This is a genomic window from Paenibacillus sp. SEL3 (genome assembly GCF_054602585.1).
Map to the genome: position 1 here is coordinate 1,738,871 of NZ_CM137725.1, position 16,071 is coordinate 1,754,941.

General features: G+C 44.6%; 16 protein-coding genes, 1 rRNA gene and 1 pseudogene. 5 read left to right on the top strand and 13 right to left on the bottom strand.

Annotated features, from left to right (window positions below):
- Window positions 1–4: 4 nt before the first annotated feature.
- From arsD to ACYCS5_RS08120, 4 genes are all read right to left on the bottom strand, one after another.
- Window positions 5–364, bottom strand: a complete 360-nt coding sequence (arsD, locus tag ACYCS5_RS08105; protein WP_459761053.1) for an arsenite efflux transporter metallochaperone ArsD — start codon at window positions 362–364, stop codon at window positions 5–7.
- 68 nt (window positions 365–432) lie between these two features.
- Window positions 433–852: an arsenate reductase (thioredoxin) gene (gene arsC, locus ACYCS5_RS08110; RefSeq protein WP_459761054.1), complete on the bottom strand. Its 420-nt coding sequence runs from the start codon at window positions 850–852 to the stop codon at window positions 433–435.
- A gap of 25 nt (window positions 853–877) precedes the next feature.
- Complete coding sequence (locus tag ACYCS5_RS08115; protein WP_459761055.1) at window positions 878–2,167, bottom strand: arsenic transporter; 1,290 nt, start codon at window positions 2,165–2,167, stop codon at window positions 878–880.
- A 144-nt stretch (window positions 2,168–2,311) separates the two neighbouring features.
- Window positions 2,312–2,662, bottom strand: a complete 351-nt coding sequence (locus ACYCS5_RS08120) for an ArsR/SmtB family transcription factor (protein WP_134912418.1) — start codon at window positions 2,660–2,662, stop codon at window positions 2,312–2,314.
- A gap of 131 nt (window positions 2,663–2,793) precedes the next feature.
- On the opposite strand from ACYCS5_RS08120, the gene ACYCS5_RS08125 reads away from it, so the two are divergent.
- From ACYCS5_RS08125 to ACYCS5_RS08140, 4 genes are read left to right on the top strand one after another with little or no spacing between them, the layout of a single operon-like run.
- Window positions 2,794–3,243, top strand: coding sequence for a MarR family winged helix-turn-helix transcriptional regulator (locus ACYCS5_RS08125; RefSeq protein WP_459761056.1), 450 nt, complete (start codon window positions 2,794–2,796; stop codon window positions 3,241–3,243).
- A gap of 60 nt (window positions 3,244–3,303) precedes the next feature.
- The gene (locus ACYCS5_RS08130) at window positions 3,304–3,486 is read left to right on the top strand and encodes a hypothetical protein (RefSeq protein WP_459761057.1); all 183 of its coding nucleotides are present in this window, start codon (window positions 3,304–3,306) and stop codon (window positions 3,484–3,486) included.
- Between the two features lie 58 nt (window positions 3,487–3,544).
- Window positions 3,545–4,336, top strand: coding sequence for an arsenite methyltransferase (locus tag ACYCS5_RS08135; protein ID WP_459761058.1), 792 nt, complete (start codon window positions 3,545–3,547; stop codon window positions 4,334–4,336).
- A 22-nt stretch (window positions 4,337–4,358) separates the two neighbouring features.
- Window positions 4,359–4,853 carry an arsinothricin resistance N-acetyltransferase ArsN1 family A gene (locus ACYCS5_RS08140; protein WP_459761059.1) on the top strand — a complete coding sequence of 165 codons (495 nt, stop codon included), beginning with the start codon at window positions 4,359–4,361 and terminating at the stop codon, window positions 4,851–4,853.
- 256 nt (window positions 4,854–5,109) lie between these two features.
- Here the strand turns inward: ACYCS5_RS08140 and ACYCS5_RS08145 are convergent, their stop codons facing one another.
- Together ACYCS5_RS08145 and ACYCS5_RS08150 are read right to left on the bottom strand one after the other, a co-directional pair.
- Window positions 5,110–5,712 (bottom strand): tyrosine-type recombinase/integrase, encoded by a 603-nt coding sequence (locus ACYCS5_RS08145; RefSeq protein WP_459761060.1) that lies wholly within the window; start codon window positions 5,710–5,712, stop codon window positions 5,110–5,112.
- 110 nt (window positions 5,713–5,822) lie between these two features.
- On the bottom strand, window positions 5,823–6,362 hold the full coding sequence (locus tag ACYCS5_RS08150; RefSeq protein WP_459761309.1) for a cupin domain-containing protein: 540 nt from the start codon (window positions 6,360–6,362) through the stop codon (window positions 5,823–5,825).
- A 427-nt stretch (window positions 6,363–6,789) separates the two neighbouring features.
- On the opposite strand from ACYCS5_RS08150, the pseudogene ACYCS5_RS08155 reads away from it, so the two are divergent.
- Window positions 6,790–7,588, top strand: a pseudogene (locus ACYCS5_RS08155) (cation:proton antiporter); the annotation flags it as partial.
- Between the two features lie 380 nt (window positions 7,589–7,968).
- Here the strand turns inward: ACYCS5_RS08155 and ACYCS5_RS08160 are convergent.
- From ACYCS5_RS08160 to ACYCS5_RS08190, 7 genes are all read right to left on the bottom strand, one after another.
- Window positions 7,969–8,136 (bottom strand): universal stress protein, encoded by a 168-nt coding sequence (locus ACYCS5_RS08160; protein ID WP_459761061.1) that lies wholly within the window; start codon window positions 8,134–8,136, stop codon window positions 7,969–7,971.
- A gap of 5 nt (window positions 8,137–8,141) precedes the next feature.
- Window positions 8,142–9,698: ribosomal RNA gene (locus tag ACYCS5_RS08165) — 16S ribosomal RNA — on the bottom strand.
- A gap of 499 nt (window positions 9,699–10,197) precedes the next feature.
- Window positions 10,198–11,796 (bottom strand): LysM peptidoglycan-binding domain-containing protein, encoded by a 1,599-nt coding sequence (locus tag ACYCS5_RS08170; RefSeq protein ID WP_459760914.1) that lies wholly within the window; start codon window positions 11,794–11,796, stop codon window positions 10,198–10,200.
- A gap of 159 nt (window positions 11,797–11,955) precedes the next feature.
- Window positions 11,956–12,840: a branched-chain-amino-acid transaminase gene (ilvE, locus tag ACYCS5_RS08175; RefSeq protein ID WP_029518432.1), complete on the bottom strand. Its 885-nt coding sequence runs from the start codon at window positions 12,838–12,840 to the stop codon at window positions 11,956–11,958.
- Window positions 12,841–12,857: 17 nt separating this feature from the next.
- Entirely contained in the window at window positions 12,858–13,757 is a 900-nt protein-coding gene (gene pheA, locus ACYCS5_RS08180) for a prephenate dehydratase (protein ID WP_029518431.1), read from the bottom strand.
- Window positions 13,754–14,722, bottom strand: a complete 969-nt coding sequence (gene thrB / locus ACYCS5_RS08185; protein ID WP_342434401.1) for a homoserine kinase — start codon at window positions 14,720–14,722, stop codon at window positions 13,754–13,756. Before thrB ends, pheA begins: the two co-directional genes overlap by 4 nt.
- A gap of 27 nt (window positions 14,723–14,749) precedes the next feature.
- Window positions 14,750–16,036, bottom strand: a complete 1,287-nt coding sequence (locus tag ACYCS5_RS08190) for a homoserine dehydrogenase (RefSeq protein WP_029518429.1) — start codon at window positions 16,034–16,036, stop codon at window positions 14,750–14,752.
- Between the last annotated feature and the right edge of the window lie 35 nt (window positions 16,037–16,071).

The window sequence follows — 16,071 nt, forward strand, 5'->3', positions numbered from 1 at the left end:
ATTATTATAATTTCGTCTTTATCTCCAGGCGTATCCGGGGCTTGGCGGTCAGTTCAGAAACAGCGATTCCTGTCCACTGCTCCCATTCTTCATTGGTAGGATAGCTTTGCTTCTTAACCACTTGTCCGTCTACAACAATAACAGGTAGGACCTTCGGTCCTTCATCGGTCAATAATTGTCTGACTATGACGTTCGATACAAAGGCGTCTGGCTCACTGGCCAGATTATATCTAGATACGCTCACTTCTTGCTTCTGCAAGTTATGAACGACTGAGGACGTGCGAATTAATTCAGGATCAACACCGGGCCCACATACGCCTGAGGAGCAGCACATGGCTGGATCATAGATCTCAATAGATTTCATACATAAGATCTCCTTCCTTGCACTCTTTTTAGAAAATAAGCCGGGATGGCTCCCGGCTGGACATTCTATTATTCGCCGGTTTCCGCAAATTGTTTAATGCGTTCCCCCACCTGATTACGAACCCGCTGGAAGACGGCCCACTTTTCTTCTTCCGTTCCCTCTGCTTTGGCCGGATCATCAAATCCCCAATGCTCACGGCGAACTTGTGGAGGTGTGATGGGACATTTATCGGCAGCATCTCCGCACAAGGTCACAACTAAATCGGCGCTGTTCAGCAAGACTGGATCTATAATATCCGAAGTTTGACTAGAAATATTGATACCTACTTCATTCATTGCTTGCACCGCTTTAGGATTAAGACCATGCGCTTCAATGCCCGCACTGTACACATTCCAACGGTCTCCCAAGTATTTTTTGGCCCATCCTTCTGCCATTTGACTCCGACAAGAATTACCAGTGCACAAAAAGTAAATTGTCTTTTTTTCCATCATAAACGTCTCCTTTAATGTTCAATTATGAAATAGCTAACCACAGATATAAGCCCAACAGGGTAATAAAAAGTGTAGGAATCGTTAAAACAATGCCTGTTTTAAAATAAGTTCCCCAAGAAATTTTCACGTTTTTTGAACTGAGCACATGTAGCCACAACAATGTGGCTAATGAACCGATCGGAGTTATTTTGGGTCCCAGATCCGATCCAATCACGTTAGCATATATCAATGCCTCTTTGACCATACCGGTTGTATGAGTGGCATCAATGGCAAGTGCATCAATCATGACCGTAGGCATGTTATTCATCACTGACGAGATAACCGCAGCGATAAAACCCATGCCCATGGTAGCCACAAACATACCTTGATCGGCAGCTGCTTGAATCACATGAGCCAGAAGATCCGTCAAACCGGCATTACGCAGGCCATACACCACAACATACATCCCGATGGAGAAAAATACGATAGCCCATGGAGCGCCCTTAATGACTTCTTTCATGGGTACCGCAGGGCTTCTTCTCGCCATCAATAAGAAAAAGATTGCAATAATGCCGGCTACCACGGAAACGGGAATGTTAAAAAATTCGCATGCAAAGTAGCCAACCAGCAGAATTGCGAGAACGATCCAGGACATGCGGAACATCTTTGGATCTTTAATCGCTTCTGCAGGCGTTATTAATTGTGCCGCATCAAACGTTTTTGGAATCCTTTTGCGGAAAAAAAGATACAGTACCCCTATACTAGCTGCTAAGGAAAACAAATTAGGGACGATCATGCGACTCGCATATTCCATAAAGGTGATCCCAAAAAAATCGGCTGATACAATATTCACCAGGTTGCTGACTACAAGTGGAAGCGACGTCGTGTCCGCAATAAATCCGCTCGCTATGATGAAAGGGAAAACCATTTTCTCATTAAATTTCAGTGCCCGAACCATCGCTAGAACAATCGGTGTCAAAATTAGGGCCGCTCCGTCATTCGCAAAAAAAGCAGCAACAACGGCGCCAAGAATGCTCACGTAAACAAACATCCGAGTCCCGCTTCCCCGCGCAGCTCGTGCCATGTGAAGCGCCGCCCATTCGAAGAAGCCGATTTTATCGAGCACTAACGAAATCAGAATGATGGCCACAAAAGCCAGTGTCGCATTCCAGACAATCTGAGTAACTTCCCAAACATCATGCAAATCGACTACACCCACCAGCAAGGCGAGTATTGCTCCGCCGCAGGCCGACCAGCCGATAGACAGATTTTTAGGCTGCCAGATCACCAACACTAAAGTAGCCAAAAATATAATGCATGCCAACAAAACCAATGATCAAAACCTCCATTACCCATGATATCCCTAGTGCTCCATCTTCTCGTTTTGCTACTTCCTCCCTTTCCACCTATCACCTTATAAACATGTACTTATATAAAGAAAACATTTATCCCCGCAAGGAGATAAACTGAACAACCTTTAGGAGGAGCAAGCTGGGGAATCCGGTCCACAAGATGCTATGGGTTCCTCTTTATTCATCCATTTTAATATTTGCTTAGAATCTGGCATACACTCAAGCACAGCTTGAATATGGGGCTTGTCGTCTACGTTTAAAGAATAGTATACCCACTGACTTCGTCTTTCTTCTTTTACGATCCCTTGCGACTTTAATTTTCTCAAATGTTGGCTAATGGCAGGCTGCGACATATCGAAGATATCTACAAATTCGCAAACACACCATTCTCTTTCTCTTAGAAGGGAAAGCATGGCCAAGCGGGTTTTATCCCCCAGTAGCTTTAAATGATCGGCTACATAACCAAGTTGCTCCAATGTGTAACCCCCTTTCGATTATATAAATGTATGCTTATATACTAATTGAGCTCCATTCTAAAATCAAGAATGAATATTACTTGCATTTTGCAAATATATAATGTATAACTAAGGCATGAGGTGAAATATACATGGAAAATACACGAGAGTTATTTCAAAACATGACACGCCGTTTAGGCTTACTAAACAAAAACTGTTGTACCGTGGGTGGACACGACATTTCACCAGTTCAAAGCCATATACTTTATGAAATTGACCGTCAGCATAAACCTTCCATGCAGCAAATTGCTGAAACCCTTGGAACAGACATCACAACATTCAGTAGACAGGTTCAGAGCTTGACCAAGATCAATCTGGTTGAGAAAACGCCGGACCCTAGCGATCGTAGAGTCTATACCCTGTCCCTCACCGTGGAAGGTAAATATGTAGCAACCACCATTGATGCACAAATGAATGAATACTTAAACGAAGTTTTTTCGTATTTGACTGATTTTGAAAAAGAAACCGTGATTCGATCTGTGAAACTTTTTAACGATGCCATGGCCCAATCCAGCAAATGTTGTTTTCCGGTAACAGGATAATACTCTCTTTCAATACTTGCATTTTACAAATTTAAATCCAATCATATGGAGGTTCTAATAATGTACGAAAACATTTACGCTGCGGAATACTTGATGAAAGCTCGCGAATTGGAAAAACAGCACCAATCTCAATCCGTATGGAAATGGTCAAATCCTAATCCTAAAAAAGGCCGTCGGTTGTCTTTTGACTTTTTTCTTCCCAATCCAGGGCAAACCTCTATCTGCTGCGCGCCTTGCTGCTAACTTAAACATAAGAGCTGTTCAATCCACCTATCCCATCCAATTAAAGGAGTGTTTTGATATGAATAAACTAACAAATGACCAAATCCGCCAAAATGTACGGAACCACTACCAACAGATTGCTGTTAAGGAAGTCAACCCCCCCGTAGCAGGCAGCTGCTGTGGATCTCCGTCAGATGCGGATAGCCTCTCATCGCAAATGGGTTATTCGACTGAGGAGTTAACAGCTGTACCTCAAGGAGCAAATCTCGGACTTGGCTGTGGTAACCCGCAAGCTATTGCAGAACTGAAAGCAGGAGAAGTTGTTCTTGATCTGGGCAGCGGCGGCGGATTTGATTGTTTTTTGGCTTCTCGCCAAGTAGGGAACACTGGCAAGGTCATCGGGGTTGATATGACTCCGGATATGATCAGCCGCGCCCGCAGTAACGCAGTCAAAGGAAATTTCACAAATACCGACTTTCGTCTAGGTGAAATCGAGCATCTACCAGTTGCGGATGGTAAAGTAAATGTTATTATTTCCAACTGCGTGATTAACCTTTCACCGGATAAACAGCAGGTGTTCAATGAAGCCTTTCGTGTTTTGCAATCTGGCGGCAGATTAGCGATTTCCGATATCATTACAACCACAGAACTTCCTCCTGAAATAAAAAACGATCTAAATGAGTTGTATTCCGGCTGTATTTCCGGCGCCTCCTCATTGGAAGAAGTAAAATCCATGCTGCAACAAAGTGGATTTACGAGTATTAGTATCGAACCTAAAGATGAATCCAAATCATTCATCAAGGATTGGGTGCCTGGCGCAAACGTGGACGATTATATTGTTTCCGCAGTTATAAAAGCCAAGAAAGCCTAATGTTTATGAGCGGGAGATCAGTATGCCAATATTAAACGTTCGAACAGCAACCTCAGAGGATTTAAACCGTATTCTGGACATTTACAATCAAGGAATTGAAGATCGGATAGCTACACTAGAGGCGGAAGCCAAGGACCTCGACTACATGGTTGACTGGTTTAGAGAACATCAAAATCGTTATACCATTTTGGTCGCAGAATCCGACGGGGTCGTGGTTGGCTGGGCTTCTTTGAATCGCTATTCTCATCGTTGTGCTTATGATGGCGTTGCAGACCTTTCAATTTACGTAGACCGAACCTTCCGCAGTAAAGGCGTTGGTAGTGCGCTTCATTCGGAATTAGAGAAAGAGGCCAAGAAAAACAATTTTTATAAGATCGTCCTGTTCACTTTCCCCTTTAATGAAAACGGTCAGATGCTTTATCGGAAGATCGGTTACCGTGAAGTCGGCGTTTTTGAAAAGCAAGGGGTTATGGACGGCCAATATATAGACGTTATGATTATGGAAAAATTGCTCTAGACTATAAAGATAGCAAGACCCGCTCAAAAAGGTCTTGCTATCTTTTCTTTAACAAAACATTGTGCGTTACCTAAAATGGAGCAAACAGTAATAATTTTAATTAGCGGTCATTCGTAAACGAGGAATATAACTTTATTGGGGTAGTACCAGCGAAGCTGACACACCCGCAAAGTAAATGGTAATTAAATGGGGAATTTATTTATGGCCTCATTGTACTTATGCTGGTCATCGGTGATTGCCAGTTTGGAATAGACTTTCAACTTTTCAACGACTTACGGCTATCGTGACCCGAATAAGGCTGTATGAGTGCGTCATCGACGTCCTGCTTTTTAAGCCAGGTCAACAGGAAATGTCTTAGCTTATGCGGCGACAGATTTTGTACAAGACCGGCTTCCTCCGAATATTTGGCTAATATCTTTCGTATTCCCCGATCCGTATATTTTTTCTTCCATGATGATTCGAACAGGTAAACCGCCTGGTTCTTTTTCATTGAATCATCGGCGTGCATGGCCAGCATTTCCTTGAACGATTGAGGGAAAGGGACAATGCGATCCTTGCTACCCTTGCCCTTATTAATCCGGATTTGGTAGTCGTGGAAATCAACATCGGGTAATTTGATATTGATCAGCTCGCTTACCCGAACGCCTATATATAGCAGCGTCTTGACGATCATCATGTCTTGAAAGTTCTTCGCTTGCCAAACCACATTGTAGTAACGCTTAAGCTCCTCTTCTGTGGGTACATAGGGGAGCTTCTTCGCTATTTTTTGAACCTCTACCTCCAGCTCTGCCCGAAGATGCTGAAACAGGCTTTTGAGATAGGCATAATCTGGCCGTTCTCCCCGCAGATACTTGGCCAACTCCTTGCTTTGCGACAGTCGTTTTCCCCTGTGACTACTACGCTGGTATTATCAGTTAAGCCTACCTGGGTTCCGGGCCGGGACGAAATAAAGTTTTTAATTAGATTTATCTATCTTTCAGCAGACATGGCACTTTCTTTTGTTTGATGAACTGTACCAAATGGATGCTCAGGCGGTGCGTAGATAACGTATATTTTAAGGGGTGTATTTCCTGTGTTAGTTAGATTATGCCATTTCCCAGCAGGTATCATAATTGCATAGTCATCATAGGCCATCATTTGAAAATCTAATTTGTCTTTCCTATTACCCATTTGAACAAGTCCCTGACCTTCTTCAATGCGTATGAATTGATCAGTTGTCGGATGGACTTCTAAACCGATATCATCGCCAACATTAATTCTCATCAGAGTCACTTGAAAATATTTCCCTGTCCATAAAGCGGTACGGTAAGTTTTGTTTTGCTTTGCTGCATGGTCAATATTCACTACAAATGGACTTTGGCCATAATCTCTTAATATTATTCTTCCATCGAGATTACTGGCGTTATTATACCAATTGTAATAATGAGGATTATAACCCCGATAGTTGTAGTTCCAGCTATTATACATAGGACAATGCCATTGATAATGATGGCATGATTTATGGTACATACCCATTCTCCTCTTATGATCAGTATTTACTTTTACCATATGCAACTGCCTATATAGGAGCGCAAAACCCTCAACAATGGGCAAGAGCCTAAATGATGACAAGACAAAAATACTTACAAACGGTTTCGTCCTTCGCTTAGCACTTCAAATTACTTTTAATTCCATCCACCTTGCGGGTGGTGTCAGCTTCGCTGGTACTACCCCTTATTGGGAGGAGATGATGAAAATTTAACAGAAGCCGATGACCCACTGCCTGGCAAGAAAGGCTTCGTCAGTTGAAAGTGATGGGAGTTACGTACCGGGAGAAGATACTAAACGTAAGTCGTGTTGAATCAGCGTATTTGGTGTTGCGAAATATGCCGGGAACATGATATTGTTGATGTGTACCATCATTAATGGAATGGAAATAACTAAATATATGTAATAAATGGAGGAGCCTGCACACAGCGGGCTCTTTTTGTCTTTTTTTGGGCACTCTAATCTTGTTCGTATTTACTACTCTCAAGGAGGTATTACATGTTTTTTTTTGACGATTCTCATCATTCTGCTTGCAACCAAAATTGCCGCAGATCTCAGCGTACGATTTGGACAGCCAGCTGTAGTCGGAAAACTGTTAATTGGGGTTGTGATCGGTCCTGCCATGTTGGGCGTGATTGAAACTTCAGAAATCATTGATGAAATGAGTGAAATAGGAGTTTTACTTTTAATGTTTATTGCCGGTCTGGAGACTGATATAGACGAGCTAAAACGTCCGTTCAAATCTTCAACAGCCGTCGCTTTAGGTGGCATCATCCTTCCCTTTTCAGGTGGGTACCTGGTTGGTATGGCCATTGGAATGGAGACCTCACACGCCATTTTTTTAGGATTGCTACTGTCCGCAACATCAGTCAGTATATCAGTTCAATCCTTAAAGGAACTCAAAATGCTGAAGAGCAGGGAAAGCACCACCATATTAGGCGCGGCGATCCTTGACGGACATAATAGTAGTAATTCTGCTTGCGTTCGTCATGAGTATTTATGGGGGAGAAGAACTCAACCTGACTCTTGTAATCAGCAAGAAATTTGTCTTCTTCGTCGTCGCTGGTTTGATGATCTGGAAGGGTGCAAAATGGTTTATGAAATGGTTGGCGCCGCTTCGTGTGACAGAGTCGGTGATAAGCGCTTGATTAATCGTCTGCTTTTTCTTGGCCTTTGTTGCTGAGAAGTTTGGTGTTGCCGGAATTATCTAAATAAATGAAATTTAACACTCGACTTATCAGATCATCATATCGTTCCAGCTAAGAGTGATAAACACGCCATGTCAGACACGATTCAGGGCTTAGCATATGTTTTTGTTAAAGTGTTGGCGGAGCCCCAAATAGGTGTTGGCAGTTGTTTGAGTAAATAAGGAATCCCACCAATATGATCTTAATGGCCATGAGTCAGGAACAATGCCTTAATGTTTTTTCGCTTTTGGAGAAGGTAACTTAAATCCGAAACAATATAATCAACGCCACTCATGTCCAAGTCCGGAAATTTGAGACCCGCATCAATGATAATGATTTTGATAATCAACTTAAAAAAACGAGACCTAAGCCAAAGGCCTAGATCCTGCTTAATTCAGTGTTTACTTTACAACCATTACTGGGCATTGAGCTCTCTTCACCACTTTATGACTGACACTTCCTAACACAAACTCTTGCAATGAGTTAAGACCGCGGCTCCCTATAATGAGTAAATCTACCTTTTTCTTTATCGAATACTCAACAATGGTTGGTCCAGGGTCACCGATCACAATAGTGATGTGATAATTCACATTTTTGTTTGCAAGTTCGGCTACCTTGTTACGACTTCACCCAATCATCTACCCCACCTTCGGCGGCTGGCTCCCTTGCGGGTTACCCCACCGACTTCGGGTGTTGTAAACTCTCGTGGTGTGACGGGCGGTGTGTACAAGACCCGGGAACGTATTCACCGCGGCATGCTGATCCGCGATTACTAGCAATTCCGACTTCATGTAGGCGAGTTGCAGCCTACAATCCGAACTGAGACCGGCTTTTCTAGGATTGGCTCCACCTCGCGGCTTCGCTTCCCGTTGTACCGGCCATTGTAGTACGTGTGTAGCCCAGGTCATAAGGGGCATGATGATTTGACGTCATCCCCACCTTCCTCCGGTTTGTCACCGGCAGTCTGCTTAGAGTGCCCAGCTTGACCTGCTGGCAACTAAGCATAAGGGTTGCGCTCGTTGCGGGACTTAACCCAACATCTCACGACACGAGCTGACGACAACCATGCACCACCTGTCTCCTCTGTCCCGAAGGAAAGCCATATCTCTACAGCGGTCAGAGGGATGTCAAGACCTGGTAAGGTTCTTCGCGTTGCTTCGAATTAAACCACATACTCCACTGCTTGTGCGGGTCCCCGTCAATTCCTTTGAGTTTCAGTCTTGCGACCGTACTCCCCAGGCGGAATGCTTAATGTGTTAACTTCGGCACCAAGGGTATCGAAACCCCTAACACCTAGCATTCATCGTTTACGGCGTGGACTACCAGGGTATCTAATCCTGTTTGCTCCCCACGCTTTCGCGCCTCAGCGTCAGTTACAGCCCAGAGAGTCGCCTTCGCCACTGGTGTTCCTCCACATCTCTACGCATTTCACCGCTACACGTGGAATTCCACTCTCCTCTTCTGCACTCAAGCTCCCCAGTTTCCAGTGCGACCCGAAGTTGAGCCTCGGGATTAAACACCAGACTTAAAAAGCCGCCTGCGCGCGCTTTACGCCCAATAATTCCGGACAACGCTTGCCCCCTACGTATTACCGCGGCTGCTGGCACGTAGTTAGCCGGGGCTTTCTTCTCAGGTACCGTCACTCTTGTAGCAGTTACTCTACAAGACGTTCTTCCCTGGCAACAGAGCTTTACGATCCGAAAACCTTCATCACTCACGCGGCGTTGCTCCGTCAGGCTTTCGCCCATTGCGGAAGATTCCCTACTGCTGCCTCCCGTAGGAGTCTGGGCCGTGTCTCAGTCCCAGTGTGGCCGATCACCCTCTCAGGTCGGCTACGCATCGTCGCCTTGGTAGGCCTTTACCCCACCAACTAGCTAATGCGCCGCAGGCCCATCCACAAGTGACAGATTGCTCCGTCTTTCCTCCCTCTCCCATGCAGGAAAAGGATATATCGGGTATTAGCTACCGTTTCCGGTAGTTATCCCTGTCTTGTGGGCAGGTTGCCTACGTGTTACTCACCCGTCCGCCGCTAGGTTGTGTAGAAGCAAGCTTCTACACAACCCCGCTCGACTTGCATGTATTAGGCACGCCGCCAGCGTTCGTCCTGAGCCAGGATCAAACTCTCCATTAAAGACCAACCGAAGCTGGTTTATAGAAAGAGCGATAAGCTCATGTTGAAACTGACGAGATAAAAATATCTCTTGTTTGATTTTGCGAACAAAATCGTTTTACTCACTCGTTGTTCAGTTTTCAAAGATCAAACCTACATCATATCTCACTTTGTTTCACCACCGCATCTCAGCGGCGACTTAAATAATATATCATGTTTCCCGCGTCTTTGCAACACTTTTTTTTAAGAGAATTTTATAATCAACTCTGCTTTGTTTTCGTATTGCTAACTATCTTGTAAAAGACAGCTATAAGAATATACCACATATATAAGCTTAGTAGCAACACCTTTTTTTAAAATTATTTTCTCATCTTTAAAATCACTGCATTTAAATAAAGAGACCATTATTCCCTCAAGCAGAATAACAGTCTCTTTAACATTCATTTCTTTCTCTTAATGACTAATAAAGCCGGGGCATTACTAGGAGTCTCTCTTCTTTTACTTTTTACTTTTAGCCACGTCAGTCCCTAATCCATGGATTTTTACGCGAACGAGCACTAAAGGATGAGGAACGAGTTTCTCCTCCAGTTGAATTACGGGATTTTTGCTTCTTATGAGTAGCATTTTTACTGGAAACCTTGACTTTGGACGTCTCTTCTTTGGATGTGCTGCCAGAGCTGTCTTTTGATTTACCTTTACTCACGCTACGATCCTTTGTTTTAGAAGAAGAATCAATTTCATTTTGGGATGCTATAGTCAGATTGTTACCTACCTCCTGCGTTCCTGGAATTGCTGGTGCCGACTGGACGTTCTCTTCCCGGCATCCACAGTCTGGCATAAACATATAGGGTGTTGTATATCCCTCTAATGGATACATAGGTGCATTCCCATGCGCAAACGGATGATAAGGGTAATTCGCAGATTGTTGCCCTTGTAGTTGGCTATAGTCGGATACGTGTCCAGCCGCAGGCAAACCATATGGAGGTCCTCCCCATGCCTGGCTCCATTGACTGCTCTGGACTGTACTCTCTGAATACTGCGGCGGATGCCCTTGATGGATAAATGGAGGATAGACAGGATAGGATGCATTTTCAGACGCTTCATGGCTCGGATAATATCCGGGGGCGCAGCAATCTGAATAGGCAGGATAAGGTGTTGGATAGGCATTTATAATTGGTGTCTGCACAGGCCCCCAGCACCATGGATGCTCACAGTCATGATGATAGCCCTGATCAGAAACTACAGTAGGAGAGGCATATTCTGCTAAGGAGGTATTTATAGGCGCTTGAGGAGACCCAATCCCCGGATACCACGAGTTCGGCATTGCATTTATTTGTGGGCTATAATCAGATGTCGGCTGTTGTATCGACCACTCGGAATTTACCATCGACTCCGATTTTGTGCAGCCGCAAAACTTTTCAGCTACAGGTTGCTTCACAACAGTTGTAGGAAGCTGTGGCTTAGATGCAATCGGTTGGGTAATCATAGGTTGCATTTGAGGTGGAGCAGGTGGTGTAACTATAGGCTGCATTTGAGGTGGAGCGGGATTTACGGGTGCCATAGGGACTTCAGGCAGTTTTAATTCAGGAAGCTTAGGAGGATTCACTGTTTCTTTCGGCTGTGTCATCTCCTCTTTAGGGCTAGGCATATTCTCCGGCTCAGGCTGTGTCATCTCTGCCTTGGGCTGGGTAAGTTCTTGCTTAGTGGGGGATTCAGGTTTAGGCTGTGTCATCTCTTCTTTGACTGCGGTATTTTTTTTATTCTCAGTAAAATCAGAATTCTCTTCTTTGTAGTGTGGAATATTAACTGTTTCTCCAACCAGTAGTGCGTTCGGGTTTTTAAGCTGGGAATTGGCATCAATAATTAGCTTGAGCGGTACATTCCACGCCTTAGACAACTTCCACAATGAGTCTCCTTGCTTAACCTTGTGTTGATATACCGTTGACGGCTGTGTTTCCATCGTGACAGGCTCTGTTGGAATTTTAATTTTCTCGCCGATACTCAACTGATTAGGGTCTGCCAATTGGGGATTGGCGGCAATAACTTTCTCCAGCGTCACATTATACTTCTGTGCCAGCAAGTACAGAGTGTCACCTTTTTTGACGATGTGTATTTTCACAGGTCACAAACCTCCTAGACTTTCGTTCGGGCGGGATAAACGCCCGGCTTCTGTTATTACATCCTATGCACCTCCCGGGCGAATGACCCCATACAAACAAAAAAATCCTTTTAACTGAATACTCTCGCGAGCATTCAATTAAAAGGATTCGGTTTTATTTTAGTCCTGCCACACTTTGTAGCCATCCTGATCCACGATCTTCCGGAACTCAGCCAGGAGCTCCAAAGTTACTGGGCCAGCAACGCCAGAGCCGATCGTACGACCATCCACTTCATAAGCTGCAATAACTTCTGCCGCAGTTCCTGTAAAAAACACCTCGTCCGCAACATATACATCATGCAGTGTAAAAGGTTGTTCCTTAAGGGAATACCCAAGCTTAGCACACAAATCGATAATAGCGTTACGAGTGATCCCTTCAAGCGCCCCCAAATAGCAAGGAGGTGTATACAACACTCCGTTTTTGACAATGAAAATGTTGTCTGCAGAGCCCTCCGTCACATACCCTTGGGAATTGAGCATAATAGCCTCACCTACACCAGCATAGTTAGACTGGATCTTCACGAGGATATTGTTGAGATAGTTCAATGATTTAATCTTCGGATTCAAAGCATCCGGGATGTTGCGACGCTGAGAGACAGAAATTGTCTTCAGGCCAGTCAAGTAAGCTTCTTCCGGGTAAATGGCGAGCTGCTCCACGATAATGATGACACTCGCCTTCGCACAACGAAGAGGATCTAAACCTAGATTTCCTGCACCTCGGGATACAATCAGACGGATATATCCGTTACGCATTTCATTAAGACGAATCGTTTCAGCCATTGCTTCCAACATTTCATCAGGAGACAACGGAATGTTTAACTGAATGGATTTCGCAGAATCATACAGACGCTCCAAGTGCTCCTTACATTTAAAAATATTCCCGTTATAGATACGAATGCCCTCAAATATACCGTCTCCGTACAAGAATCCATGATCATATACGGAAACCTTTGCGTTTTCCTTAGTCACATGCTGCCCATCCAGATAGATCCATTGTTCTGCCATTAAAACCACACCTCCGATTAATGTTCCTTTAAAATAGGTTCGATCGCTGCTTCAACATACTTGTAGCTTGGATAAGAGCCAAGAACACGTACATGGCACCCCAAAGCCTCGATCTCTGCAAAGGCTGCCGGAAGTAGCACGGAATGCAGAGATTCCAAAACTTCAATGTAAAAATAGTAATTCCCCAATTGCTTTTTGGTCGGACGCGATTCAATACGGGACAGATTTAACCTGCGCCATGCAAATGCGGATAAAACCTGATGCAGCGCTCCCGGGAAATCCTGCGGCGGCGTGACCAAAATACTGGTTCGCTGACCTTCAGGCGTACCCGGGAGACTTATAGGTTGATGACCGATCAAGACAAAGCGGGTAAAGTTGTTATCGTGATCCGTCACTTTGCTGGCCAAAATATCCAATCCGTGTTTGGCAGCCGCAAGCTTGGTTCCGAGAGCGGTCCAGCCTTTACCGGGGTTATGTTTAACAATTTCGACAGCTTCCGCCGTACTTCCTGCACTCTCCAACTCGGCCTGAGGAGCGGAAGCCTGTATGAATTCTTTACACTGGGGAAGCGCCACAGGATGAGACATAATTTTGACCACTTTGCTCAAATCTAGCTTGTCCAAATCCTTCGTAAATTCACTGCGATGACCAATAAGATTTTGAATTGAAGGATATACCCATTCCGCCTGCATTTGAATGTCTACTTCATGTACAAGCCAATCCATATGCAAACTTACAGAGCCATCAATCGTATTTTCAATGGGAATTACACTATAGTCTGCCTGACCCTTGTCTACTGCCTGAAATACGTCCGCGATATGTTTGTAAAAAAGTAATTCATGGGACGTATCTCCTAACAAATACTTAATCGCTTCATGAGAAACAGTCCCCTCAGGAAGAAGTGCAATTCGTTTCATATCGTAAGTTCCCCTTTAATCATATCCATAAAAGGGAGAGTATTCCCTTCTGTATATACTTTAACTCCTTCATTCTCAGGGCGCAATTTTAAAACAGAAGCAGTGATCCCCTCTTTGTTCATGGTATCCGTTAAATACTGCTCCAGCTCTGCTTTCCGATTTTCCCGCCGATCTGTCAATGCCAGCAACGTTGGTCCAGCCCCACTTAGAGCCACACCCAAAGCACCATAATGGTGCGCATCCTGCAAGATCTCTGTCATACCTGGCACAAGTGCCGCGCGGTAAGGCTGATGAAGCTGATCACGCATCGCTTCAGCGATTAAGTCGGTTCGCCCTGATGCCAATGCTGCTACCAACATGGAAGCATGACTTATATTATATACAGCATCCTTCAATGATACTTGTGCGGGTAGAACCTCTCTGGCTTTCGACGTGGACAGCTGAAAATCTGGAATAACTACCATAACCTCCAGATTGGTATCCGGTTCAAGTCGTAAATGCCTAGCACGCTCACCGTCCCACATCGCTGTAATAATACCGCCAAACAGAGAAGCTCCAACATTATCCGGATGTTTTTCAATGGCGCTTGCCATATCGAACAACTTGGAATCCGGCAGAGGCGAGCCAATCAACGTATTTGCAGCGACCAAGGCGCCCACAATGGCGGAAGCACTGCTGCCCAAACCACGAGTGAGTGGAATATCTGAGTACATCGAAATATCGAGCTCAGGAACTGATACACCCGCTTCCCGAAAAACCATTTGTGCTACCTTGAAAATCAGATTAGTTTTATCTTGGGGAACACCATTCATTTCATCTCCGTATAAATGAAAAGCCGTCTGTTCGGCCTCCTTCATTTCAATCCATGCATATAAGGACAACGCCATGCCCAATGTATCAAAGCCCGGACCCAAGTTGGCCGTACTCGCGGGCACACGCACTCTTACTGTTTTTAAAACGGTCATACAGACAATTCCTCCTGCTTTTATTGACTATCCCTCTACTCGATATACGCTCTTGATGCGACGGATGACGTCCAAAGTTTCAAAATGCTCCAAAACCTTTTTCATACTTGCTTTACTGGCTAAATGAGTCACGATAATAATTTCAGCATCGGGGTTAACCTCATTCGGTTGCTGCACAACAGATGCCAGACTGACATCAAATTCAGCAAATACTTGCGTAATCCGTGCCAACACCCCTGCTTTATCATCCACATGCAGAAGCACGAAGTTTTTGAAATACACATCTTCGTCGTTACTAATTTTTTTAGGGTTGTAAGGAACGATGGCTTTAAGCCCATTGACACCAAGTTTGAGATTTTTCACTACAGCAACTAAATCGGCTACAACTGATGTTGCCGTCGGCATTTCACCTGCACCCGCACCATAAAACATGGTTTCACCCACTGCTTCACCATGCACATACACCGCGTTGAATACCCCGTTCACCGAAGCCAATGGATGTTGCTTGCGTACCATGGTCGGCTGAACGTTAATCGTAAATTCATCACCCTGGCGCTCTGCAATGCCTAGCAATTTCATTTCATATCCTAGTTTTTTAGCAAAAGCAATATCTTCACTGGTTACCTTTGAAATGCCGCTGACACTTACATCCTTGAGCTCTACATTAGAGCGGAAACCCAGCGTGCCGAGAATTGCCATTTTACGGGCTGCATCCAGTCCTTCCACATCTGAGGTCGGATCGGATTCAGCATACCCAAGCTCCTGTGCTTCCTTGAGAACTTCCTCGTACGAGGCCCCTTCCTGACTCATTTTGGTTAAAATAAAGTTTGTCGTACCGTTCACAATCCCCATAATGCGGGTAATGCGGTCGGAGGAGAAACCTTCAATTAGTGTACGAATGATCGGGATACCACCCGCTACACTCGCTTCATAAAAAATATCACACTGCTTTTCCTGCGCCTTTGCTAATACTTCAGAACCGTGCAAAGCCATTAAGTCCTTATTTGCCGTTACGATGTGTTTACCCCGCTCCAGCGCTTCAAGAATGTACTCCTTCGTCTGATCAACGCCGCCCATGACTTCGATAATTACATCAATTTCAGGGTCCCGAATAACTTCCCATGGGTCCTCAGTAAGTTTGCTCGTCTCCACTTCAATGGAACGATATTTTTCTATGTTTTTTACAGCTATTTTTTCAATGATGATCGGTGAACCGACTTGTCTGCTCAAGTCTTCCTGATTGCCTTCTACGATTCGAACGACCCCCGTTCCTACCGTCCCCAAACCTAACAATCCTACTTTGACCGGTTTCATCCATTCCCCTCCTGATAACTTTTATCTAATGAACT